19 protein-coding genes are annotated in these 21638 nt (G+C 67.8%); 8 read left to right on the top strand and 11 right to left on the bottom strand.

Going from position 1 to position 21638, the window contains the following annotated elements:
- Nucleotides 1-4 precede the first annotated feature (4 nt).
- From ABZW96_RS29435 to ABZW96_RS29425, 3 genes are all read right to left on the bottom strand, one after another.
- Nucleotides 5-1489, bottom strand: a complete 1485-nt coding sequence (locus ABZW96_RS29435; RefSeq protein ID WP_355078876.1) for an alpha/beta hydrolase — start codon at nucleotides 1487-1489, stop codon at nucleotides 5-7.
- Nucleotides 1490-1795: 306 nt separating this feature from the next.
- The gene (locus tag ABZW96_RS29430) at nucleotides 1796-2791 is read right to left on the bottom strand and encodes an oxidoreductase (RefSeq protein WP_355078875.1); all 996 of its coding nucleotides are present in this window, start codon (nucleotides 2789-2791) and stop codon (nucleotides 1796-1798) included.
- A gap of 37 nt (nucleotides 2792-2828) precedes the next feature.
- Complete coding sequence (locus tag ABZW96_RS29425) at nucleotides 2829-3899, bottom strand: DNA polymerase IV (protein ID WP_355078874.1); 1071 nt, start codon at nucleotides 3897-3899, stop codon at nucleotides 2829-2831.
- Between the two features lie 189 nt (nucleotides 3900-4088).
- Here ABZW96_RS29425 and ABZW96_RS29420 point away from each other — a divergent pair, with 189 nt between their 5' ends.
- Together ABZW96_RS29420 and ABZW96_RS29415 are read left to right on the top strand one after the other, a co-directional pair.
- The gene (locus tag ABZW96_RS29420; protein WP_355078873.1) at nucleotides 4089-4673 is read left to right on the top strand and encodes a TetR family transcriptional regulator; all 585 of its coding nucleotides are present in this window, start codon (nucleotides 4089-4091) and stop codon (nucleotides 4671-4673) included.
- On the top strand, nucleotides 4670-5122 hold the full coding sequence (locus tag ABZW96_RS29415) for a PaaI family thioesterase (protein WP_355078872.1): 453 nt from the start codon (nucleotides 4670-4672) through the stop codon (nucleotides 5120-5122). Before ABZW96_RS29420 ends, ABZW96_RS29415 begins: the two co-directional genes overlap by 4 nt.
- Nucleotides 5123-5503: 381 nt before the next feature.
- Here ABZW96_RS29415 and lon read toward each other — a convergent pair whose 3' ends face one another.
- Nucleotides 5504-7831, bottom strand: a complete 2328-nt coding sequence (gene lon / locus ABZW96_RS29410) for an endopeptidase La (RefSeq protein WP_355078977.1) — start codon at nucleotides 7829-7831, stop codon at nucleotides 5504-5506.
- 269 nt (nucleotides 7832-8100) lie between these two features.
- Here lon and ABZW96_RS29405 point away from each other — a divergent pair, with 269 nt between their 5' ends.
- The 6 genes from ABZW96_RS29405 (at nucleotide 8101) to ABZW96_RS29380 (ending at nucleotide 13757) form a co-directional block, all read left to right on the top strand.
- Nucleotides 8101-9456 carry a hypothetical protein gene (locus ABZW96_RS29405; RefSeq protein ID WP_355078871.1) on the top strand — a complete coding sequence of 452 codons (1356 nt, stop codon included), beginning with the start codon at nucleotides 8101-8103 and terminating at the stop codon, nucleotides 9454-9456.
- 112 nt (nucleotides 9457-9568) lie between these two features.
- Nucleotides 9569-10360, top strand: a complete 792-nt coding sequence (locus ABZW96_RS29400; protein WP_355078870.1) for a TIGR03084 family metal-binding protein — start codon at nucleotides 9569-9571, stop codon at nucleotides 10358-10360.
- Between the two features lie 347 nt (nucleotides 10361-10707).
- Nucleotides 10708-11358, top strand: coding sequence for a hypothetical protein (locus ABZW96_RS29395; protein WP_355078869.1), 651 nt, complete (start codon nucleotides 10708-10710; stop codon nucleotides 11356-11358).
- A 22-nt stretch (nucleotides 11359-11380) separates the two neighbouring features.
- Nucleotides 11381-12565, top strand: coding sequence for an L-2-hydroxyglutarate oxidase (lhgO, locus tag ABZW96_RS29390; RefSeq protein WP_355078868.1), 1185 nt, complete (start codon nucleotides 11381-11383; stop codon nucleotides 12563-12565).
- A gap of 138 nt (nucleotides 12566-12703) precedes the next feature.
- Complete coding sequence (locus ABZW96_RS29385; RefSeq protein WP_355078867.1) at nucleotides 12704-13174, top strand: SRPBCC family protein; 471 nt, start codon at nucleotides 12704-12706, stop codon at nucleotides 13172-13174.
- Between the two features lie 10 nt (nucleotides 13175-13184).
- The gene (locus ABZW96_RS29380) at nucleotides 13185-13757 is read left to right on the top strand and encodes a ribonuclease H (protein WP_355078866.1); all 573 of its coding nucleotides are present in this window, start codon (nucleotides 13185-13187) and stop codon (nucleotides 13755-13757) included.
- Between the two features lie 77 nt (nucleotides 13758-13834).
- Here the strand turns inward: ABZW96_RS29380 and ABZW96_RS29375 are convergent, their stop codons facing one another.
- The 7 genes from ABZW96_RS29375 to ABZW96_RS29345 all read right to left on the bottom strand — a co-directional run bounded on the left by ABZW96_RS29375 (nucleotide 13835) and on the right by ABZW96_RS29345 (nucleotide 21638).
- Nucleotides 13835-14590 (bottom strand): hypothetical protein, encoded by a 756-nt coding sequence (locus tag ABZW96_RS29375; protein ID WP_355078865.1) that lies wholly within the window; start codon nucleotides 14588-14590, stop codon nucleotides 13835-13837.
- 132 nt (nucleotides 14591-14722) lie between these two features.
- Nucleotides 14723-15901 (bottom strand): MlaD family protein, encoded by a 1179-nt coding sequence (locus ABZW96_RS29370; RefSeq protein ID WP_355078864.1) that lies wholly within the window; start codon nucleotides 15899-15901, stop codon nucleotides 14723-14725.
- Complete coding sequence (locus tag ABZW96_RS29365; protein ID WP_355078863.1) at nucleotides 15898-16989, bottom strand: MlaD family protein; 1092 nt, start codon at nucleotides 16987-16989, stop codon at nucleotides 15898-15900. The genes ABZW96_RS29370 and ABZW96_RS29365 overlap by 4 nt, the downstream gene beginning before the upstream one ends.
- A gap of 8 nt (nucleotides 16990-16997) precedes the next feature.
- A complete protein-coding gene (locus tag ABZW96_RS29360) occupies nucleotides 16998-18107 on the bottom strand; it encodes an MlaD family protein (RefSeq protein ID WP_355078862.1) in 1110 nt (369 codons plus the stop codon).
- The gene (locus tag ABZW96_RS29355) at nucleotides 18104-19102 is read right to left on the bottom strand and encodes an MCE family protein (protein ID WP_355078975.1); all 999 of its coding nucleotides are present in this window, start codon (nucleotides 19100-19102) and stop codon (nucleotides 18104-18106) included. The genes ABZW96_RS29360 and ABZW96_RS29355 overlap by 4 nt, the downstream gene beginning before the upstream one ends.
- On the bottom strand, nucleotides 19102-20145 hold the full coding sequence (locus ABZW96_RS29350; protein ID WP_355078861.1) for an MCE family protein: 1044 nt from the start codon (nucleotides 20143-20145) through the stop codon (nucleotides 19102-19104). The genes ABZW96_RS29355 and ABZW96_RS29350 overlap by 1 nt, the downstream gene beginning before the upstream one ends.
- The gene (locus tag ABZW96_RS29345) at nucleotides 20142-21638 is read right to left on the bottom strand and encodes an MCE family protein (protein WP_355078860.1); all 1497 of its coding nucleotides are present in this window, start codon (nucleotides 21636-21638) and stop codon (nucleotides 20142-20144) included. Before ABZW96_RS29345 ends, ABZW96_RS29350 begins: the two co-directional genes overlap by 4 nt.

Raw genomic sequence — 21638 nt, 5'->3', positions numbered from 1 at the left:
CCGGTCAGCTCGCCGTCTGGTCCGCGGTACAGGTCGTGTCGGCGTCCGGCAGGGTTCCCGCGCCGAAGTAGGTGTTGATCGCGTTGTTCACGCAACTGCTCAGCTCCGGCCGGAACGTCATGTGGATACGGACGTCTTGCAAAGTGACCATCCGCGACTGCGACAGATACTGGTGCAGCCGGACGCCGTGCGCATAGGGAGTGCGCGGATCTCCCGTCGCCTGCACGATGAGGGCGGGCACCGCGTTCCGGACCACGGTCGCGGGTTCGACCGGTCGAGGCCAGAAGGCGCACGGCTGAATGTTGCCCGCCAGCGCGCCGAACACCGGTTGCGTGGCCCGGCTCTCCTCGATATTGCGCCAGTACCAGAGGGGATCGATGGGCGCGCTGACATCGCCGCATGCGACCTCCGCCAGGACGGAGTTCTCGTTGTCCCGCAGCGCCGCCACGATGGCGCGCAACCGCGGCGTCTGCGAGGTCGTGGGCGGACCGCCCGCGGCGTCGGCGAGTTCGCGCACCGTCGCGGCCAGCGGTTCGTTCAGCCGGAAGTTCCACAGCAAGGCGTGCAGGATGAACGGCAACCAATGGTCGTCGATCGCGAATCCGTCGATGACGATCGGCTGGCGGTGGACGATGCGAACCAGCTCCTCGATCTTCGCGCGCACTTGCTGCGGTGTCGCGCCGAGCCGGAACTCTTCGTCGTGGGCGGCGGCCCACACCGCCCAATCGTCCAGCGCGATCTCGTCGGCGGGTCCCCAATCCTGTACCAAGCCCGTCCAATACCGATCCGGGTCGATCGCGCTGTCGAGGACGACCCGATCGCTGCGCTCGGGGAACATCTGGGTGAACACCGCCCCGAGATACGTGCCGTAGGACAAGCCGTAGAAATTGATCTTCTCCTCGCCCAGGGCCGCCCGGACGACGTCCATGTCCCGCGCCGTATTGCGAGTGGTGAACTGCCGCACCAACTCCGGATCACGAACCACGCAGCTCGCGGCCATGCCTGCGGACTGAACGGTGTCGTGCACGAAACCCAGCGGATCAAGGCCCGCCGACCGGACCATCTCGCCGACCGGCCACCCGCACCGCGGACTCGAGGTCGATTCGCCGACTCCGCGCGGGTCCATCCCGATCAGGTCGTAACTCGCCAGCACGTCGGGCGACAGCACATCACCGAGCAGATCCACACTGTCCAGGCCCGGGCCGCCGGGACCGCCCGGATTCGACACCAGGATGCCCCGCCGCCGCGCCGGATCGCTCGCCTTCACCCGGGATATCGCCAAGGTGATCGTGCGACCGTCGGGACGCCCGTAGTCGAGCGGCACGAGGACATTCGCGCACTCGCCACCGGCTTTGTCCAAGTTCTCGACGCCGCACGGCTTCCACTCGAGCGTCTGGCGGTAGAAGCGGTCCGCGCCGCTCGGGTGCGAGTCGGCCACCGGCTCGGCCCGGCCGTACGCGGGCGCGGCCAGCAGTGCGGACACCGCCACTATCGACATCGAACGCCAGAACGGATTCGTGGACAACGAAATTCGCCTCTCGACCGGAGCGAGCACGTAGGTGGATGCGGAAGAACCGTATCGGATCGGTGCTCGCGACGGTGGCAACGGCTTCCCCCGCGCGGCGAGCTCCGATCGAGGCCGTCCGCGGAAGGGGAGCACGCTCGGGCAAGTCGGCGAAGCCCGGCTCGAACGAATCGAGCCGGGCTTCGCTGATCGGTCTCATGCCCTGCGGTCTCGGTAGGTCCGGAACGCATCCGGCGTGGATGTCGTCCGAGCGCTACCGAGGACTTGCGGTCAGAATTCGCCCTTGACGCCGAGAACGGTGCGCCCCCGGTGGCTGCCGTTGCGGATGGAGTGCAGCACCCGCTCCACATCGGTGATCGGAGCGTAGTTCTCCAAGGTCGAAAGATGCTGCGGTCGTAGTTCTTTGCCGAGCTGGGCCCACACCTCCCTGCGGCGCTCGATCGGAAGGTTGACCGAATCGATGCCTTCCAGGGTGACGCCGCGCAGAATGAACGGCATCACCGTAGTGGGCAGTTCCGCTCCGCCGGTGAGCCCGCTGGCCGCGACCGCGCCGCCGTAGCCGATGGCGCTCAGCACGTAGGCCAGCGACGCGCCGCCGACGCTGTCCACGGCCGCGGCCCACCGCGCTTTGGTCAATGGCCGCGGCTTGGCGTTCGGGTCCTCCGGCAGCCTGCCGATCACCTCGTTCGCACCGATCTCGCTGAGCAGATCGTTCGCGTCGGTCTTGCCGGTGGAAGCGATGACTTCGAAGCCGAGGCCAGAGAGAATGTCGATGCTCACGCTGCCGACCCCGCCGGTCGCGCCGGTGACCAGCACCGGGCCCGCGTCCGGCATGAGGCCGCGATCGAGCAGGGCCTGCACGCTCAGGGCCGCGGTGAACCCGGCGGTGCCGAGCGCGGCCGCGTCGCGCAGGCTCAGGCCCTCCAGCTTGACCACCCATTCGGCGGGCACCCTGGCGTATTCGGCGAAGCCGCCGTTGTGCGCGACACCGATGTCGTATCCGTGCGCGATCACCTGGTCACCCGGGGCGAAATCGTCGTCGGCGGACTCGACCACCTCGCCGACGATGTCGATCCCAGGGACGATCGGGTAGTTGCGCACCACACCGCCGCCCTTGGTGATCGCCAGCCCGTCCTTGTAGTTCGCGCTCGAGTAGTGCACTTTGATCGTCACGTCACCCGGCCCGAGGAAATCCTCGCCGGCCTGCTGCCGGGTCAGGACGATCCCGCTATCCGATTCGTGTGCCACCATCGCCCAGAACTCCATGCGGACGAGCATACGAGCGTCCGGACGGGTCCGGGAGTTACCGCGGCAGGAGTTCCAGCCGCACGCCGAGCAGACGAACCGGGCGGTCGAGGTCGAACCGTTCGATGATGCGCAGCGCCGTCTCGGCGATTCGCGCGACGTCGATGGTCGGTTCGGGCAGTTTTTCCTGTTTGCTGCGTGTGTAGAAGGTGTTCGTGCGCACCGTCACCGAAACGCGGGTGCCGATCCGGCCCGCCGCGGCCATCTCCTCGGCGACCTCGGTGGCCAGCCGCGCGACCTGGGCGCGGATTTCGCCTGGATCGGTCAGATCGTGCGGGAAGGTCTCGGATTTGCTGCGGCCGATCGGGATTCGCGGTTCGGTGGTGACGTCCGTATCGCCTTTGCCGTGGCCGAGCACCCAGAGATACGGACCGGTGTTCGGCCCGAACTCGGCGGCGAGTCGATGCCGGTCCGCCGTCATCAGCTCGCCTACGGTCCCGATACCGAGTTCGGCGAGCCGGGCGGCGATGCGGTTGCCGATGCCCCAGAGCGCGTTGGTCGGGCGATGGGCCATCACCTCGGTCCAGTTCGCGGCGGTGAGCCGGAAGACGCCCGCGGCGGCGCCCACATCGGCGGCGGGCTCGGCCGACGACTTGCCCGCCGACTTGGCGAAGCCGGTCGCGAGCTTGGCGGTGAGCTTGTTGTCCCCGATGCCGATCGAGCAGGTCAGTTCCAGTCCGGCGATCGCGTCGCGCACCTGCTGCGCGAGGGCTTCCGGGTCGTCGGTGTCGGCGGCGAGGAACGCCTCGTCCCAACCCCACACCTCGACCCGCCCCGGAAACGTCCGCAGCAGGGCCATGACCTCGTCGGAGGCGTCCTCGTAGGCGGCCATGTCCAAAGGAAGGAACACTCCGTCGGGGCACTTGCGCTGAGCGCTGCGCAGCGGCATTCCGGCCCGCACACCGAACCCACGCGCCGGATAGGACGCGCAGGTCACCACCTTGCGCGGTTCGGCGGGATCGCCGTGGCCGCCGACGATGACCGGCAGGCCCCGCAGTTCCGGATGGCGGCGGAACTCCACCGCCGCCTGGAACTGATCGAGATCGACATGCAACAGCCATCTGGCCACATGCCGTTCTTACCGCAGGGGTGCGACACCCGGCCGCAATTCCGGCGCGAGCGCCCGCCGACCGGCATCGCCGCACCCGCCGCCGGTCGTGCCATCGTCCGCAGCACCGCGATGAGTCCCACTGCCTGATCCCCCTCACACGGATGTCCTGACATTGCGCGGCCCGCAGAACAGAACTAAATTCTGGATATGAAGATTCGAGATCGGTTGCTACTGGCAGCCGAGCGCCAGTTCGCCGAGCACGGAGCGCTCGACGCGACGCTGACCCAGATCCGGGGCGCGGCGGGCGCCAGCGTCGGTGCGCTCTACCACCACTTCCCGGACAAGGCCGACCTGTACCGGCAGGTGTGGGCCAACGCGCTGGCGGACTATCAGAAGCATTTCTGGGCGGTGGTCGGCGACAGCGCCGACGCGCGGGAAGGCGTCACCGCCGGTGTGCGCGAACACTTGCGGTGGGTGAGCGAAAATCAATATCGCGCAACGGTACTCACCTCCGCGCGGCCGCCGGGAGTGCGCGAGAGCGAGAGCAATCGCCGCTTCATGTCCGACGTGACGCGGTGGTGGCGCACCCACGCGGGATACGGGGTGGTGCGCGATCTGCCCATCGATCTGGTCTACGCGCTGTGGCTGGGTCCGGCGCAGGAATACACCCGGCAGTGGCTGGGCGGTGACATGCGCATCGCCCCTGCCGAAGTCGCGGGCGAGCTGGCCGACGCCGCCTGGCTGGCGCTCGCCGCCGATCGCACCGCGGCCGCAGGGCAGCTGTCCGAGTGACCGCCACCAACACCCTCGACCTGGACAGCGCCAAGAAGATACTCGCCGCACAGCCCTTCGCCACGCTGATCGGCACCGAGATCACCGCCTTCGGCGACGGCGCCGCGACCCTGATCATCCCGCTGCGCCGCGAACTGACCCAGCAATTCGGCTACGTGCACGGCGGCGTGCTCGCCTATGCCGCCGACAACGCCCTCACCTTCGCCGCGGGAACGGTTCTCGGCGCGAACGTCCTCACCGGAGGTGTCACCATCACCTACCTGCGGCCCGCCGCCGGCGACCGGTTGCGCATCGAGGCATCCGTCACCGGGGCGACACGCCGCCAGGCGGTTGCCCACTGCGCGATCTACGCGGAAAGCTCCGGGCGCGAACCGGTCCTGTGCGCGGTGGGCCAAGGCACCACCCGGCTCGCGGAAACGGACCTGGCCGGCACGAACACCAGTCCCTGACCTCACGACGTCCGTTCGCACGCCGCCCGCGCTATCGGGTGACGGCGGCACTGGCCGGGGTGTCGGCGCGCGGGCGTACTCAGGAACGAGATCCGCCGACCGCCTGTGCCGCAGCCCGGCAAGTGCGTTGCGACACAGCACATTCGGCGAGGGTCAGCCGCCGACCCGGTGTGGCGAGGTCCGTCGATGGTGGCCACACCGGGCACGGCGAGCGATGAGCCGCTCCGGTGCTTCACCAACGTCCCTCCGCCGATCGCGACATGCGAAGGGCCGGGCCCGGATACGCTCCGTGCCCGGCCCGTTCCGTCCAAGGTCAGGCGTACCTCCGCCTTCGCTCCGGCCATGCGTGGGCTGAGGACGGACTACGTCCGATCGCACCCATCAGGCGGTCGCCGCGAAGGCAGGCCCCAAGGCAGGCTCGGCGACCGGCTCGATCGCGTAGGCCAGGATGTCGGCCACGTCGGCGACCGGCCGGACGTCCAGCGCGGCCAGCACTTCCGCCGGAACGTCGTCCAGATCCGGCTCGTTGCGCGCCGGGATGAACACCGTCTTCAATCCGGCCCGCTGGGCGGCGAGCAGCTTCTGCTTCACGCCGCCGATCGGCAGCACCCGGCCGTTCAGCGTGACCTCACCGGTCATGCCGACGTCCGATCGCACCTGACGACCCAGCGCCAGCGACACCAGGGCGGTGACCATCGTGACGCCCGCGGACGGCCCGTCCTTCGGCACCGCACCCGCCGGGAAGTGGATGTGGATATTGCGATCAAGCACCGACGGCTCGATGCCGATCTCCTCCAGGTGCGAGCGCACGTAGGTCAGCGCGATCTGTGCCGACTCCTTCATGACGTCGCCGAGCTGGCCGGTGAGGGTCAGCGAGCGCTCGCCCTCGGCGGCGTTCGCCTCGATGTAGAGGACGTCGCCGCCCGCGCCGGTCACGGCGAGGCCGGTGGCCACACCCGGGACGGCCGTGCGTTCCACCGAGTCGGGAGTGAAGCGCGGACGACCCAAGTAGTCCTTCAGGTCGTCCAGACCGATCGTCAGGGCTCCGGCGTCACGCTCGACGTCGTAACCCAGTTCGGGGTCGTAACCAGATCCGGTTTCGCGCTCCGACAGCCGCGTGGCCGCTTTGCGCAGCGCCTTGGCGATCAGCCGCTCCATCTGCCTGACCCCAGCCTCCCTGGTGTAGTCGGCGGCGATCTCGCGCAGCGCTTCCTCGCTGATCGACACCTCCTCGGCGGTCAGCGCGTTGCGCTCCAGCTGCCGCGGCACCAAGAAGTCGCGCGCGATGGCCACCTTGTCGTCCTCGGTGTAGCCGTCGACGGTGATCAGTTCCATCCGGTCCAGCAGCGGGCCGGGGATGGTCTCCATGACGTTCGCGGTCGCGATGAACAGCACGTCGGACAGGTCCAGATCCAGATCCAGGTAGTGATCGCGGAACGTGTGGTTCTGCGCCGGGTCCAGCACCTCGAGCAACGCGGCCGCCGGGTCGCCGCGGAAGTCCGAGCCGACCTTGTCGATCTCGTCCAGCAGGACGACCGGGTTCATCGAACCGGCTTCCTTCATGGCCCGCACGATCCGGCCGGGCAGCGCGCCGACGTAGGTGCGGCGGTGACCGCGGATCTCGGCCTCGTCACGCACGCCGCCCAGGGCCACGCGGACGAACTTGCGGCCGAGCGCTCGCGCCACGGACTCTCCCAGCGAGGTCTTGCCCACGCCGGGCGGACCGACCAGCACCAGCACCGCGCCGGACCCGCGTCCGCCGACCACCTCCAGGCCGCGGGCGGCCCGGCGAGCGCGGACGGCCAGGTACTCGACCATGCGGTCCTTGACCTCGTCCAAGCCGTGGTGGTCGGCGTCCAGCACCGCGCGGGCGGCCGAGACGTCGGCGCTGTCGGTGGTCTTCACCGTCCACGGCAGCTCGAGCACGGTGTCCAGCCAGGTCCGGATCCAGCCGGATTCCGGGCTCTGATCGCTGGCACGCTCCAGCCTGCCGACTTCGCGCAGCGCCGCCTCACGCACGGTGTCGGGCAGGTCGGCCTGCTCGACGCGGGTGCGGTAGTCGTCGGCGCCGTCGGGCTCGTCCTCACCGAGTTCCTTGCGGATCGCGTTGAGCTGCTGGCGCAGCAGGAATTCGCGCTGGCTCTTCTCCATGCCCTCGCGCACGTCTTCGCTGATCTTCTCGCTGATCTCGGCCTCGGCGATGTGCGCCTTGGTCCACTCGATCAGCGTGGTCAGCCGCTCGGCCGCGTCGGGGGTCTCGAGCAGTTCACGCTTCTGCTCGGAAGTCAGGTACGGGGCGTAACCCGCGGTGTCGGCGATGGCCGACGGGTCGGTCAGCTGATTGACCGCGTCGATGATCTGCCAGGCCTCGCGGCGTTGCAGCACCGAGACGACCAGCTTCTTGTATTCGGCGGCCAGTTCCTTCGTGCGGCCGTCCGGAGCAGGCGTCTCGACCGGCTCGGCCTCGACCCACAGCGCGGCTCCCGGCCCGGTGACACCGTGCCCGATCTTGGCGCGCCGTTCGGCCTTGAGGACGGCCGCCGGGGCTCCGCCGCGCATCCGGCCGACCTGTTCGATGGTGGCGACCACGCCGTAGGTGGCGTAGCCCTCGTTCAGCCGCGGCGCGAGCAGCACGGCGTCGGTCTTTGCGGCGCGCGCGGCATCGATCGCGGCCTGCGCCGATTCGTCCAGTTCGATGGGCACGACCATGCCCGGCAGCACGATCGGATCGGTCAGGAACAGCACCGGCAGGTTCTGAGGTGTAGTCACGTCTTCGACCTTCCAAAAGTTGAGCGATGCCTACTCAACCCCGGGGTGTGTGGGTTTGTTCCGCCCCGACCGGTCCGTTCGCTGACGGCGAAGTGCCGACCGGTGCGGCCCCCGCTTCGCGTTGACACCCCGTCCAAGGCAATGAGAACGTTGGGGCCTTGATATCTCATACCGGCGGTACCGCCGGATCGGCCTAGGGAGTCCCATCGATGTCGTCGCTCGCCGCTGGCGTGTTCATCGACTGGGAGAGCGTGACCGGGCAGCCGAAATTCGTGGTCGACCTGATCACGTTCCCGATCTTCAGCGCGCTGGCGGGATGGCTGACGAACTGGACCGGCGTGCTGATGCTGTTCTGGCCGATCGTCTTTCGCGGCATCCGCATCCCGGGCCTGCACGTGCTCTATCCGTACTTCCCCCGCCGGGTGCAAGTGCTGCCGACCTTCTCCGGCGACGGCCTGCGCCTCGGATTCCAGGGCTTCATCCCGGCGCGGGCGGAGAAGATGGCCAGCATCTGCGTGGACAAGGCCCTGATGCGGATCGGCAGCCCCAAGGATTTCATCCACGAACTCGATCTCGACGGCATCGCCGACTACATCGCGGTGCTGGCGCGGCAGCAGGTGCGCCCGCTGGTGGACGAGCTGATGCACCGGGAGAACCCGGACCTGTGGCGTACGGTGCCGCGCGCCGCCAAGCAGCTGATCTACCAGCGAGTGGATCGGGAACTGCCCGCACTGTCGCGCCGCGCGTTCGCGTCGCTGGGCGACAACGTCGACCAATTGATCGGCATCAAGGGTTTCGTGATCCGCTACCTGCAGGACAACCCGGCCATTCTGAAGGACTTGACCACCACCATCGCGGCGCCCGAACTGCGCTTCATGGTGCGCATCGGCTTGCTCGGCGCGCCCTTCGGCGTGCTGCTGGCTCTGTACCTGCACGTGCACCAGCAGATTCCGGTGCTGGGCTTGGTCCCCGGCTGGGTGATCGTGCTGCTCGCCTCGGCGGCGATCGGCGTGATCGTGAATGTCATCGCGGTGAAGATGGTGTTCGAGCCGGGTGATCCGCAACCGAGGTACAAGTACCTGTGGAAGCAAGCACTACTGGCCAAACGGCAGCCGCAAGCGGCGACCGATCTGGCGCACATCCTGGCCTACCAGGTGCTGACGCTGCCGAATCTGTCCAAGGAACTGCTGGAAGGCCCGAACGGGGACAAGACCAGGCAGTTGCTGGAGCGCTTGATCGCCGACGAGATCCATCGTCAGCTCGGGCCGACCACCACACTCGTGCGGGCGGCGCTGGGGCGTCGCCAGTTCGACAACCTCACGGTGGGCGCGGCGGGCGCCGCGGTCGGCTTGGCGCCGACCCTGGTCGAGGACGAGGAATTCACCCGGGAGCAGGCCAAGACCATCGACGAGTTCGCCGCGCGTAAGCTGCGGCGGCTCACGCCAGGGGAGTTCATGGAGATGTTCTACGCCTCCGTCGAGCAGGACGCCTGGCTGCTGTATCTACACGGTGCGGTCCTCGGACTCGTCGTCGGAGCCGCCCACTTGATCCTTTTCGGCTGGTAGCAGGGCCGGAACCGGCAAATAAAACAAGCATGCTTGCCTTTTTTTGGGCTCGCTGCGATGCTGGACGACGGTGGCGCACGAGGCGGTGGGCCCGGAACCGGCAGGGGCACAGATGGCTGATCTAGAGGCGTTGCTCGGCGACTTCGCCGACGAATGCGCGGACCTGGAACGACTCGTCGCCCCGCTGGCGCCCGCGGAATGGGCGCGCGCCACACCCGCGCCCGGGTGGACCATCGCACACCAGATCGGGCATCTGGCCTGGACCGATGAGATCGCGGCGATCGCCACCGCGGACGCCGCCCGCTTCCAGCAGTTGCTGACCGAAGCCGGACCTCGCGCGCTCACGTTCGTCGACGAGGCCGCCGAGAAGGCCGCGACCGAACCGCCCGCCGAGTTGCTCGACCGCTGGCGGCGTGGGCGCGCGTCGCTCACCGCCGCACTGCGCGCCGTGCCCGCGGGCGCCAAACTGCCGTGGTTCGGCCCGCCCATGAGCGCCGCGTCGATGATCACCGCCCGCATCATGGAGACCTGGGCGCACGGGCAGGACGTTGCCGATGCCATCGGCGTGCACCGCTCGCCCACGGCGCGGTTGCGCACCGTGGCCCATATCGGCGTGCGCACCAGGAATTTCGCCTACACCGTGCACGGAAAGACCCCGCCCGCAGCGGAATTCCGGGTCGAACTCACCGCGCCGGATCGCACCGTCTGGTCGTGGGGCCCCGAGGACGCCGAACAGCGGGTGACCGGACCCGCACTCGACTTCTGTCTGCTGGTGACACAGCGCCGCCATCCGAACGATCTGGAAATCTTGGCGCACGGCGACGACGCCGCGGAATGGCTCACTATCGCACAAGCTTTCGCGGGACCGACGGGCGAAGGAAGGACAGCGGGCCAGTTCGCCTGACCCGCCCACACCCGGCCCGATCCATGCGGAATCGGGAGCGGGCGAGCGCCACACTTGGGTGCGCCGTGTTCATGTCGACGGCCGGACGCCGTTGGCCGGGTGTCTCGAGATGGCAGTCGAGAATGGCGCTCGCCAGCTACCCGAATATTTACCCGCCCGTGCGTTCACGGAAACATCGACGCCATGCACGCCAGGGCGCACCGGCTCGCACCGTGCCGCGCCTGTTGTGATTCCGCTCTCTTCGATGAGGTATGCCCCTCCACCGCACAGGTAATCTGGTCGGGCGTACAGCTTTCCATGGTGCTGATCGCCTGTGGGGAGCAGCGTCGCAGGGAAAGGAGCGCATCGTGACAGCACACCGACCTGCCCAGGTCGCACGGCATGCCGCCGTCGTGCTCGCCGGTGCGGCCAGTCTCAGCCTGACCGTCGCGGCCGGCGCCTATATCGTCCACCAGATCGCCGATACGCAGCGCCCCGATACTCCGATCGCCGCGCCGGTCACCCCAGCCGCCCCGGACGAGCCCGATCGCGGACGAGGCACGGGCTTCTATCCCGTGCTGACCGGCAACAGCTTCGTCTTGCCCGCAGCGGTTTCCGCTCCGCGTGCCCGCCAGCCGGAAATCGCCGAGCCGCAGGTCGATTCGCCTGCCACACCGCCTGGGCGCACGCCGCTGGGCGGGAAAGTTCGATTCGGTGACGCCTACGTCGGCGCGCAAGTCGCGGAGAGCGCGGCCGACACGGTCTCGGTCACCGTGGACACGAATGCCTTGACGGCGCTCACGGGTCTGTTCCGCTCCGGCTCCATGCCGGAGCAACCGGGCGCCGTGACCACCATGCGCACCGACCTCGATACCCAGCGCGGCGAGGTGCGAGTGGCATTCTCCGACCCGAGTCTGGGCGAGCACGACCTGCGCCTGGATCGGCACCCCGCTCCCGCGGCGAAAGGAACCGACGAACGCGCGTCCACGCACGGCGCAGCGGATTCCACCGTGGTGTGACACACCGTTTACCCTGCTCGGCATGAGCGCCTACGACTTCTGCGTCATCGGCGGCGGCATCGTCGGCGTGGCGACCGCGCACCGGATCCTGGTGCGCCATCCCGGTGCGAGCCTGGTGCTGCTGGAGAAGGCAGAGCGTCTGGCAGTCCATCAGACGGGGCACAACAGCGGCGTCATCCACTCCGGCATCTACTATCCACCGGACAGCCTGAAGGCCGAGCTGTGCCGCCGGGGTGCGCGATGGACCAAGGATTTCGCGGCGGCACACGACATTCCGTACCGGGTCTGCGGCAAATTGCTGGTCGCCACCGACGATGCCGAGTACGGACGCATGCTCGCACTGCATGAACGTTCCGTCGTCAACGGCGTGGCCGTCGAGCTGATCGACGCCGCGGAGCTCGCGCGGCGAGAACCGCGCGTCACCGGTGTCGGCGCTCTCTTCGTCCCGGACACCGGCATCATCGACTTCACTCGGGTGACCGAGGCGCTGGCCGAGGAAGTCCGCTGCGCCGGTGGCGAATTCGTGCTGGGCGCCGAGGTCGCGACGCTCACCGAGACCTCGGACGCGGTGACCGCCGCCGGCCCGACCGGGTCGTGGACAGCTCGCCGCCTGGTGGTCTGCGCGGGGCTGCAAGCCGACCGGATGGCACGAGCCGCCGGGCTGCACACCGACTTTCGCATCGTTCCCTTCCGTGGTGAGTACTACCAGCTGCCGCGGGAGCGCAACGGCCTGGTCAGCACGCTGATCTATCCGATCCCCGATCCGGAATTGCCTTTCCTAGGCGTGCATCTGAGCCCGACGATCGACGGAGCGCTCACGGTGGGTCCGAACGCGGTGCTCGGTCTCGCGCGGGAGGGCTACCGCAAAGGCAGTCTGGACCTGCGGGACGCGCGAGAAGTGCTCGGGTTCCCGGGTTTTCACCGCGTCGCCAAGGCGAACGTGCGCACCGGCCTGCGAGAGCTGCGCAATTCGCTGTTCAAGCGGGGATACCTGGCACAGTGCCGCCGCTACTGCCCGGAGCTGACGCTCGCCGATCTGCTCCCCCGGGAAGCGGGAATTCGCGCGCAAGCGGTATTGCGAGAAGGAACCTTGGTGCACGACTTCATGATCGAGCGCACCGAGCGCTCGGTTCATCTGCTCAACGCCCCTTCACCTGCGGCGACCTCGGCCATGCCGATCGCGGAATACATCGTCGACCAACTCTGAGCGCGCTGCGGAGGAGCCTTTTCCCAAGCAACTACTCGGTCGCAATCTTGCGATTCGTCGCATCGAATCGCGCCGAGCCCTCGAATAAAGAGGAGAGCTGTAGTACTTTTAACGCCAGTCGTGGAACAGGGAGGGCCTATGGGCCACATCAAGTACGCGAGTGACGTCGGAGCGCCCGTCGAGGTCGCTTTCAACTACACGGACAACCATCTATTCGTACCGGATTGGATGTTCGGGATCGCGGACTTCGTACCGACTGGCGACCAGGACCGCGGACTCGGCGCGGTCTTCGCCACCACCAGCCGCCTCGCGCTCTGGCAGCCGACCGCCACCTGCGAGATCACCGAATACCGTCGCAACGCGGTGATCGGGTACGCACTGCGCGGACATTTCTCCGGCACACTGCGGCTGCGCTTCGACCCGCTCGGTTACGGGCGCTCGGTGCTGACCTCCGAGGCGGAGTACAGTCCACCTCGCGGAGTGCTCGGACGCCTGAGCGCCGGCCTGCTCGACGCCGCGGTGAGAACGGCGTTGCGCCGCACGGAGTCGCGGTTACGGAGGGAGATAGAGGAATTCCACGGTACCGATCTTGTCGGTCGGATTGCGTAGGGTGCCAGCCATGATCATCGTGAGCACCGACGGATCCTGCCTCCGCAATCCCGGCGGCGCCATCGGCTGGGCTTGGGTCAATCATCAGGGCTCCTCGGCGAGTGGGGGAGCCGCTTCCGGAACCAACCAGGTCGCGGAGTTGCGCGCGGTGCTGGAGGCGATCGTCGCCCACCCCGGGTCCGAACCCCTGCTCATCGAGAGCGATTCGCTCTACGCCATCAAATGCGCCTCGGAGTGGGTGTCGGGATGGCGGCTCAACGGCTGGCGCACGTCGACCGGTGGGGCGGTGAAGAACGTCGAACTCGTCCGGCAGATCGATCGGGCCATCGCGAGCAGGCCGGGACCGGTCCGGTTCCGTTGGGTGCGCGGACACGTCGGCAACTATTTCAACGAGCAGGCAGACGCACTGGCCGGAGAAGCGGCTCGGCAGGCCGCGGTCACCGCGGCTGTCGCCGAGGCGAACACCGTGGAAATGCTCGCGGTGACTGTGGAGGAAACGCCGACGGCGCCGGAAGCGCCGAAAGACGAGGCCGCGGGGAAGGCGGCCGCGCCGTCGGCGCCACAGGCTCTGACGCTGTTCTGATGCGCCCGCCGAAGCGCCGCGAGCTGCCCGAATGACCTCCGGCGGTGGTGGCTCGGCCCACCGCCGGAGGCGCTCGGCTAGTTGCCCGGCTGCGGTACGGGCTGACCAGACGGTGCGGGCTGCCCCGGGGCGCCCGGCGCGGGAGCACCGCCCGGCGCGGGAGCGCCCGGCAGGCCGGTGCCCGCGCCCTTCAACATCGGCGAATCGAGCTTCTCGACCAGCCACTTGTCGCCCGACTTGTGCAGCTGGGCGATCACCACGACGAACTGCCGCTCGGGGTTGGCCTGAGTGAAGTTGGTCCGGTACTGCGTGAGGGTCACCAACACCTTGGCCGAGGTCTGGTCACCGGACTGGTAGCCGCACTGCACGTCATCGACCCAGGATTTGACCTTGGCCTGCACCATGGCGTCCTTCAACGCCTTGGTCGCGTCGTCGAACTCCTTGAGGAACTCGCCCGACGAGCCCGCCTTCACCGTGGTGAAGTAGTCGTCGAGATTCTTCGAGTAGTCGTAGACCGAGACGTCCTTGCCGAACGCGCACGCGGCGTTGGTCGAGTCGCGGATCGCGTCGAGCTTGTCGCCGCGATCCTTGCCCTGCAAGAAGAACACGACCACCGCGGTGATCGCGGCGACCGCGAGCACGCCGGCCACGAACGCGGCCACCAGCGGAAGCGAGGTGGATTTCCCGGCCTTGTCTGCCTTCTCCGCCTTGGACAGGTCGGGCTTCGCCGCGCCGGCGGCATCCTGCGACTTCTCGGTCACCGCGTCGGTGTCGTGGTCGGAGGCGGGCGTGGTCTCGGCGTCCTTGCCGGTCTCGGCGTCGTCGGTAGACATCGATAAAACCTGCACTTTCCCGGCGCGCGTCGGTGCGCACCGATTGGCTTCAGCGGCCCGCGACAGCGAACCTTACGGGTTCCACCGGCGAGTATGCCCGCCCGGCGGGACGACCGCCGGGCCGGGTACGACTCACCGCACCGGAGGCAGCGTCCGCTCGTTGGGATCCACACCCGGCGGCATGTGCGCGCCGTTGTCGGGCACGTCGGGCCGCGGCGCGTTGGCGGCGCCGCGGATCTGCTGACCCGGCGGCGGGTTCTCACAGTAGTTCCACTTCGGGATCGTGCCGTCCTGCACGACCTCGTTGCGGATCTTGGGAGTGTTGTAGGTGCAGAACGGCCGCGGCCAGATGTCGATCATCGCGTGGAACTCGCCGTCGTGCGCCGGAATGCCGAGCGCTTCGCCACCGAGCGCGAGCGAGGGGAACAGCGCGCGCAGCGCGGGCAGTCGCAGCTGCGCCGCCTTCGTGATCGCCTGGAAGTTGGTCGCCAGGCTGGTGATCGGATCGGCCGTCTTGTCCACCACCGCGCCCAGGCTGGTGAGCTGGCCCGGCGCCGTCTCCAGCACCCGTTGCAGTTCCGCGTTCGCCTTGTTGAACTGCTCGAACAGCACGCCGGAGTTGCTGGTCAGCGTGGCCAGATCGGGCTGCGCCATGGACGTGGTGTTCGCGATCGTGCGCAGGTTGGTGATCAGATTCGTGGTCTGCGGCAGCAGCGAATCCAGGCCCGCCATCGCCAAGCTGATGCCGTTGACCAGCCCGCGCAGCTGATCCGGGCCTCCGCTCAGCGCGATGTCCAGCTCGTTCAGGATGACCTGGAAGTGATCCGGGTCGATCTGCGCGATCAGGGCGCTGGAGTTGTCCAACACCGACCACACCGGCGTGGGCGTGTGGATCTTGTCCGGATCGAACTTGATCACCGCGCCGTTGGCCAGATAGGGCCCCTGCTCGGCGTTCGGCCGGAAGTCGATGTACTGCTCACCCGCACCGGACAGCGCTTGCACCGCGATCTGGGTGTCCACCGGGATCTTGTACTTCGACTCGATCTGCGCGGTGGCGGCGATGGACTGGCCGCGATCGGTCAGCTGGATCGAGGTCACCTTGCCGATGCGCCAGCCGCGCAACGTCACGTCGTTGCCCGGCTGCAGACCACCGGAACGGTCCAGATTCACCGTGACCGTGTAGTCGGACCGCAGCGGGTTCACCCGCATCACGTTCACCATCAGGTAGGCGGCGCCGACCAGCAGCACGAGCACCAGACCCAGGTTCGACAGGAAGATCTTGCTTCCGAACACTTTGCGCACGGAGGTCACCGCTGGCCTCCCGCCACTCGACCCTGAACGAGTTGGAGCACCTGGATCAGGCTGCCCGCGAAGTCCTGCAAGTCGTTGAGATCCTGGAGCTTGCCGTGCTGCGGATCGGTGAGCGCGCTGATGTCCAGGTTGGTCGCGGTCGCGTACACCGCGAAACTGCTGCCGCGGAAGGTCGCGTCCACCTTCGGCCGAATTACGCGCAGCCGATCCAGCAGGACGCCGAAGCCGTCACCGGTCTTGGCGATCGCGTCCATCAGCTGATGGGTGTTCTGCAGCAGTCCGTTCAGGTTCTCGGTCGAGGTGTTCGCGTAGTCGCCCAGCGCGGCGCTGGTGGTGGACAGCTTGGTGAGCAGATCGCCGATGGCCCGGTTGTTCTCGGCGATCGCGCCGATCATCTGCGGCAACGTGTCGGCCACCTCGCCGAGCTCCGAGCGCCGCCCCTCGATGGTGTTGGCGAGGGTGCTGAACTCGCCGAGCACGCTGTCCACCCGGGCGGAGTTGGCGTTCAAACTGCCGACCACTCCGGTCATCTCGGTGATCAAATGGGCGAGCTGCTCGCCACGCCCGCCGACGATGGAGTCCAGCTCCGAGCCGAGCTTGGAGAGGCTGGCGATGCCGCCGCCGTTGAACAGCATGGAGACCGAGATGAGCAACTGCTCGACGGTCGCGCCCGCCGAGGTGCTGTCGATGGTGAGCGTGTCGCCGTCGTGCAGCATTGCCGCGCCGGGCTCGGTCTTGGGCTTGGACACCGCGACGAACACGTCACCGAGCGGGGTGGCCTGACGCAGTTCCGCCGTGCTGCCCTTGGGCAACTCGATGTCCTTGCGGATGGTCAGGTCCACGATGGCCTGGAAGTTCTTGGTCTTGATGTCGGTGACCACGCCGACGTCCGAACCGCCGATCTTCACCTTCGCCTGGTCGGGCAGGTTCAGCGCGTTCTCGAAGACCGCGTGGATGGTGTAGGTCTCCCCGCCCTGGCCCGGTTTCGGCAGCGGCAGCTTCTCCACGGTGAGCCCGCAGCCGGAGGTGACCGCCACACCGGCCACCGCGGCGACGGCGACCAGTGCCCTGCGTGCCTTGATCGTCATTCGGTACGTCATTTCGTCAGTCCGAGCAGTGCGGCGGTGAGCCCGTAGTCGGGGCCGAAGTCCTGCATGTTCCCGGTGCGGCAGCCATCGGCCTTCATCTGGATGCGTTCGCAGAACAGGCTGACGATCTCACCCGACAGCGCGGTGCCGATCACCGCGTGCAACCGGACGTACTGGTGCTCGCGGTTGATGATGTTGTCGACGTTCTGCATGACCATCGGCGCCAGGTCGGCGACCTCGGTGAGGCCGCGAGCGTTGTCGCGCAGCTGCTGGGTCACGTTGGTCAGGCCGGTCATCGTGCCCTGCAACTGGTCCTGGTACTGCGTCAGCGTGGTGCTCGTGTTCTGCAGGAAGGCGAGCAACTGGTCGAGTGTGGCCTGCAAGCCGGGAGCCTGTTCGGCGAGCAGGCCGGTCATCTGGGTCACCCGGTTGCTGAAATCGCGCACCGACTGATCGTTGTCGGCCAGCATGGTGGTGAGGTCGTTCAGCTTGATGATGATGCTGGAGATCGCGTCCTTGTTGTCCACACCGACCTTCAGCGCGCTGGACAGCGCGTTGAGGGTGTCGCGGATCTTCTCGCCGTTGCCGTTGAGCATCGGGTAGAGCACCCGGCCCGACAACGGGCCGATGCCCTCCTGGCCCGGCTCCGGCTTCAACGCGGCGGCGAACTGATCGATGGTCTTGATCATCGTGTCCAGCTCGACCGGGGTCTTGGTGCGGGCCTTGGGCAGGTGCGAACCGTCGGACAAGGTCGCACCGCCGGTGTACACGGGGGTGAGTTCGATGTGCCGGTCGGTCACGATGGACGGCGAGATGATCGCGGCCATCGCGTCCTGCGGGATCTTCACGTCCTTGTCGAGGGACATGTGCACCTCGATCAGCGTGCCCTTGGGCACGATCTTGTCGACCTTGCCCACGTCGAGCCCGAGCACCGTGATCGGGTTGCCTTCGTAGATGCCCGCGATGTTGTCGAAGTCGGCGGTGATCCGCAGGGTGTTGCCCAACGCGTCGTTCACCGAACTCGGCAACAGCGAGCAGCTGCCGACCGTCAGCGCGGCGGCGCTGATCAGGAGCGTCTTCGCGACGGTCCTCAGCGGAAAGCCCGTGCGGAATTTCATCCCTGGCACCCCTCGATAACTTGGGCGAAGCACAACCAGTTGTCCGGGAACAGCCACGGCAGGCCGACATCGCCGTATGGACCGCTGCCACCCCAGGAGTTGGCCAGGTAGCGCAGGGTCGGCGGCATGAGCGACAGCATCCGATCCAGGTTGTCCTTGTTCTTCTGCAGGCCCTCGGCCATGGTGTTCAGCTGCTGGATGGTCGGGCCGAGCTGATCGTTGTTCTCCGCTCCGATCGCCTCCAGCTGCTTGGTCAGCGCCGCGACGTTGTCCAGCAGTTGGCGCAGCAGCGCCTGGCGCTCCATCACCCGGTTGGCGATGGCCTCGCCCTGGGTGATCACCAGCAGGATGCTGTTGCGGTTGTCGGCGAGGATCCTTGTGACCCGATCCAGATCCTTGAGCAGGGCGTCCACTTCGGTCTTGCGGCTGTCGATGACCTTGGCCAGCGCGCCGACGCTGTCCAGCGCCTGGGCGGTGAGCTGGGGCGAGCCGTTCATCTGCTCGTTGATCAGGTTCAGCGAATCGGCCAGCTTCTTGGTGTCGAGCGCCTCGAACTTCGGGGTGCCGACCTGCACCACGTCGGCCAGGTTGTACGGAACCGTGGTGTTGGACACCGGGATCCGCTTGCCCTTCAGACCCGAGCCGTCGCCCGGCTCGAGGTCGACGTACCTGGCGCCGAGCAGCGTGGCCATCTTGATCGAGGCACGCGCGTCGGGGCCGAGTTTCACGTCGTCGCTGACGCTCAGCGTGAGCAGCACGTGACTGCCCTCCAGTTCGGCGCCGACCACCCGGCCCGAGGACACCCCGGCGATGTTCACCTTGTCGCCGACCCTGATGCCCGCGGCCTGCACGAACTCGGCCTTGATCGACTGCTCGCCGACGCCGATCAGCTTGTAGACGCTGGACACCAGCAGCAGCACCACGATGAGGGCGCCGCCGATGATGCCCAACCAGAAGTACCGGTTGCTCTCGAACCTGGACCTGAGCTTCGTCATCATGGGCGGCACACCGCCGAGTGCGAGGTGCCACCGATCTGGGAGAACAGGCCGCGGGGGAACAGGACGCCGTAGAGCGACACGTCCAGGCCGCACAGGTAGGCGTTGGCGTAGCCGCCCTCCGAGGTGTGCCTGCCCGCCGCCGATAGGACGTTCGGCAGGTCGATCGCGGCTTGGTCGAGCTTGGCGCCGTTGTCCAGCAGTAGCGTCAGCGCCGCGCTGGTGGAGTTCTGCGCCGTGCGCAGACTCGGCTGGACCCGGTCGAGCATGCCGACCACCGATGTGGTCGCGCTCGCGATCTGCTCGGTCGAGGCGAGCAACGACTGTCCCTGTTCGTACAGCCCGCCGATCAAGGCCCGGGTCTGGGTCACCAGGGTCTCCAATTCATCACCTCGTTTCGCCAACCCGGACATCACGCCCGACAGGTTGGTGATCACATCGGACAGGATCGCGTCCCTGCGCTGGAAGTCGGTGGCCAGCTGGGCGGCCTGGACGATGAACGCGCTCAGCGAGACGCCGTCACCTTGCAATGCCTGGATGAAGGTTTCCGACAGCCGGTTGACCTGTTCGGGCTGCAACACCTGGAACAGCGGCTGGAACCCGTTCAGCAGACCCGACACGTCGAACGACGGCTCGGTGCGGTCGATCGGGATGGAACCGTTGTTCTTCAGCGGCGCGGGGTTCGACCCCTTGCCGGGGGCCAGCGCCACGTACCGCTGACCGATCAGATTCTGGTAGCGGACCAGCGCTTTGGTGTCGTTGTAGATCGTCTGGTCGCGCTGCACCACGAAGGTGACCTTGGCGACCGACTTCTTCAGATTCCCGTCGCGGCCGAGCTCGATCTTCTCGACCTTGCCGACCCGAACGCCCGCCATGCGGACGTCGTCGCCCTCGTGCAGGCCGAGCACATCGGAGAACGTGGCGGAGTAGGTGTAGGTGTCGCCGCTGACGATGCGCGCCAGCGTGTTCCACACCACCACCGTCACCAGGATCGACACGATGGCGAAGATGCTGAATCCGATCAGCGGTTTGCGAATGCTCATCGTGCGGCACCGTTGTCGGCCACCTGCATGGTTCCGCCCTTCAGAATCGTGCTCAGCAGCAGGTATTCGGCGGTGGTCGGCGTGCGGCCGAGCAGCGCGGTGATCGCCGAGTCACCCCGGTAGGAGATCGGCGCCGCCGACGGCGTGCCCCCCGGCGCGGCGGCCGGAGCCGCGGGCGCGGGCGCTGGAGCCGCGGCGGGCGGGAGCAGGCCCGGGGGCAGCATGGGGAACAGACCCTCGAGCGGGGTGCCCGCGAACGGAGCGGGAGCGCCGCCGGTCGGGGCGGCCGCGGTGGCGCGGTTCGGATCCGGGGTGGTGACGCCGGGAATCAGCGGCAGACCGGGCATCGGCACCACCGGAGGAAGCCCGGCGGCCGAGGCGAGCGCGCGCGGCTTCAGCTGCTCCGGCAGCTCGCCGACATCGGCGACAGCGGGGGCGGTGTAGCAGCTCGGTCCGACCATCTCGCCGTAGCGCGGGCAGTCGGCCACGGTGTAGGGCCGGTACGGGGTGAGCGTGATGCCCGCGTCCCAGACCTGCTGCTTCTGCGGACCCCAGGTGAACGTGGTGTCCATCCGGCGCATGGTCTCGCTGAGGTTCAGCAGGCTCCTGGTGATCGCGTCGGGGTCCGCGGCGAGGGCGCCGAACATGTCGTTCGTGCCCGCGGTGACCTCGATACCCACGTTCGGGTTACGCGCGAACAGGTCGTTCACCGTGTCGATGGTTCCGCTGGTGCCGGTGATCAGCGAGACCAGCTCGCTGCGCCGGTCGGCGATGGTGCGTGCGGTCTGCACCGAGCTGCCGAGCACGTCGACCAGCTCGGGCGCGGACTGGTTGAGCGCGTGGAACGACGCGGAGAAGTCGCCGAGCAGCACACCGAGATCGGGAATCGACTCGTCGACGGCCAGCAGCCAGCGGTCCAGCCGCTCGACGGTGGAGCCGGGCATCCGGCCGCTGCCGTCGAGAGCCTGCGACAGGGTGCCCAGCACCCGGCCGAACTGCACCGGATCGATCTTGTCGAGGATGTTGCGGACCGTGGTGAGCGTGTCCTGCAGCGCGATGGTGCCCTTGCTGCGGTCTTCCTCGATGACCGAGCCCTCGTGCAGGTACTGGTCGGCCGGACCGTTGAAGACGAGTTCGACGGAGGTGACGGCGAACAGGTTGCTCGGCACCACGCGAGCGGTCACGTTGGACGGGATGTCGCCGGCGAACTCCGGCTTCATCTCGATCCGCACCTGCTGCAGCTCGCCCTTGGCCGCCACGTCGACCGTCTTCACCGCGCCGACGAGCACGCCGCGGAACTTGACGTCGGCCTGCTCGGGCAGACCGTCACCCGTGGTGGTCAGGTTCGCGGTGACGTTGACCTTCTCCTGGAAGTAGCCCTTGTAGCGCAGCATCAGGAAGCCGAGCACCAGCGCGAACACGACCAGACCGCACACGCCTGCGATGAGCAGCTGCCGCATCGTGGGCCCGCGCCCACTGGGATCGATGATCAT

Origin of the sequence: Nocardia sp. NPDC004168 (assembly GCF_040610355.1) — a bacterium.
GTDB lineage: Bacteria > Actinomycetota > Actinomycetes > Mycobacteriales > Mycobacteriaceae > Nocardia > Nocardia sichangensis.
The sequence above is the reverse complement of the archived record's forward strand: the minus strand, read 5'-3'. Positions and strand labels throughout refer to the sequence as shown.

What these genes read in the sequence shown, in the direction of transcription:
- ABZW96_RS29350 (WP_355078861.1), bottom strand. Translation starts at nt 20,145, where the DNA reads ATGAGCATTCGCAAACCGCTGATCGGATTCAGCATCTTCGCCATCGTG.
- ABZW96_RS29375 (WP_355078865.1), bottom strand. Translation starts at nt 14,590, where the DNA reads ATGTCTACCGACGACGCCGAGACCGGCAAGGACGCCGAGACCACGCCC.
- ABZW96_RS29400 (WP_355078870.1), top strand. Translation starts at nt 9,569, where the DNA reads ATGGCTGATCTAGAGGCGTTGCTCGGCGACTTCGCCGACGAATGCGCG.
- lhgO (WP_355078868.1), top strand. Translation starts at nt 11,381, where the DNA reads ATGAGCGCCTACGACTTCTGCGTCATCGGCGGCGGCATCGTCGGCGTG.
- ABZW96_RS29365 (WP_355078863.1), bottom strand. Translation starts at nt 16,989, where the DNA reads ATGACGATCAAGGCACGCAGGGCACTGGTCGCCGTCGCCGCGGTGGCC.
- lon (WP_355078977.1), bottom strand. Translation starts at nt 7,831, where the DNA reads ATGGTCGTGCCCATCGAACTGGACGAATCGGCGCAGGCCGCGATCGAT.
- ABZW96_RS29360 (WP_355078862.1), bottom strand. Translation starts at nt 18,107, where the DNA reads ATGAAATTCCGCACGGGCTTTCCGCTGAGGACCGTCGCGAAGACGCTC.
- ABZW96_RS29385 (WP_355078867.1), top strand. Translation starts at nt 12,704, where the DNA reads ATGGGCCACATCAAGTACGCGAGTGACGTCGGAGCGCCCGTCGAGGTC.
- ABZW96_RS29405 (WP_355078871.1), top strand. Translation starts at nt 8,101, where the DNA reads ATGTCGTCGCTCGCCGCTGGCGTGTTCATCGACTGGGAGAGCGTGACC.
- ABZW96_RS29420 (WP_355078873.1), top strand. Translation starts at nt 4,089, where the DNA reads ATGAAGATTCGAGATCGGTTGCTACTGGCAGCCGAGCGCCAGTTCGCC.
- ABZW96_RS29355 (WP_355078975.1), bottom strand. Translation starts at nt 19,102, where the DNA reads ATGACGAAGCTCAGGTCCAGGTTCGAGAGCAACCGGTACTTCTGGTTG.
- ABZW96_RS29380 (WP_355078866.1), top strand. Translation starts at nt 13,185, where the DNA reads ATGATCATCGTGAGCACCGACGGATCCTGCCTCCGCAATCCCGGCGGC.
- ABZW96_RS29430 (WP_355078875.1), bottom strand. Translation starts at nt 2,791, where the DNA reads ATGGAGTTCTGGGCGATGGTGGCACACGAATCGGATAGCGGGATCGTC.
- ABZW96_RS29345 (WP_355078860.1), bottom strand. Translation starts at nt 21,638, where the DNA reads ATGATCATCGATCCCAGTGGGCGCGGGCCCACGATGCGGCAGCTGCTC.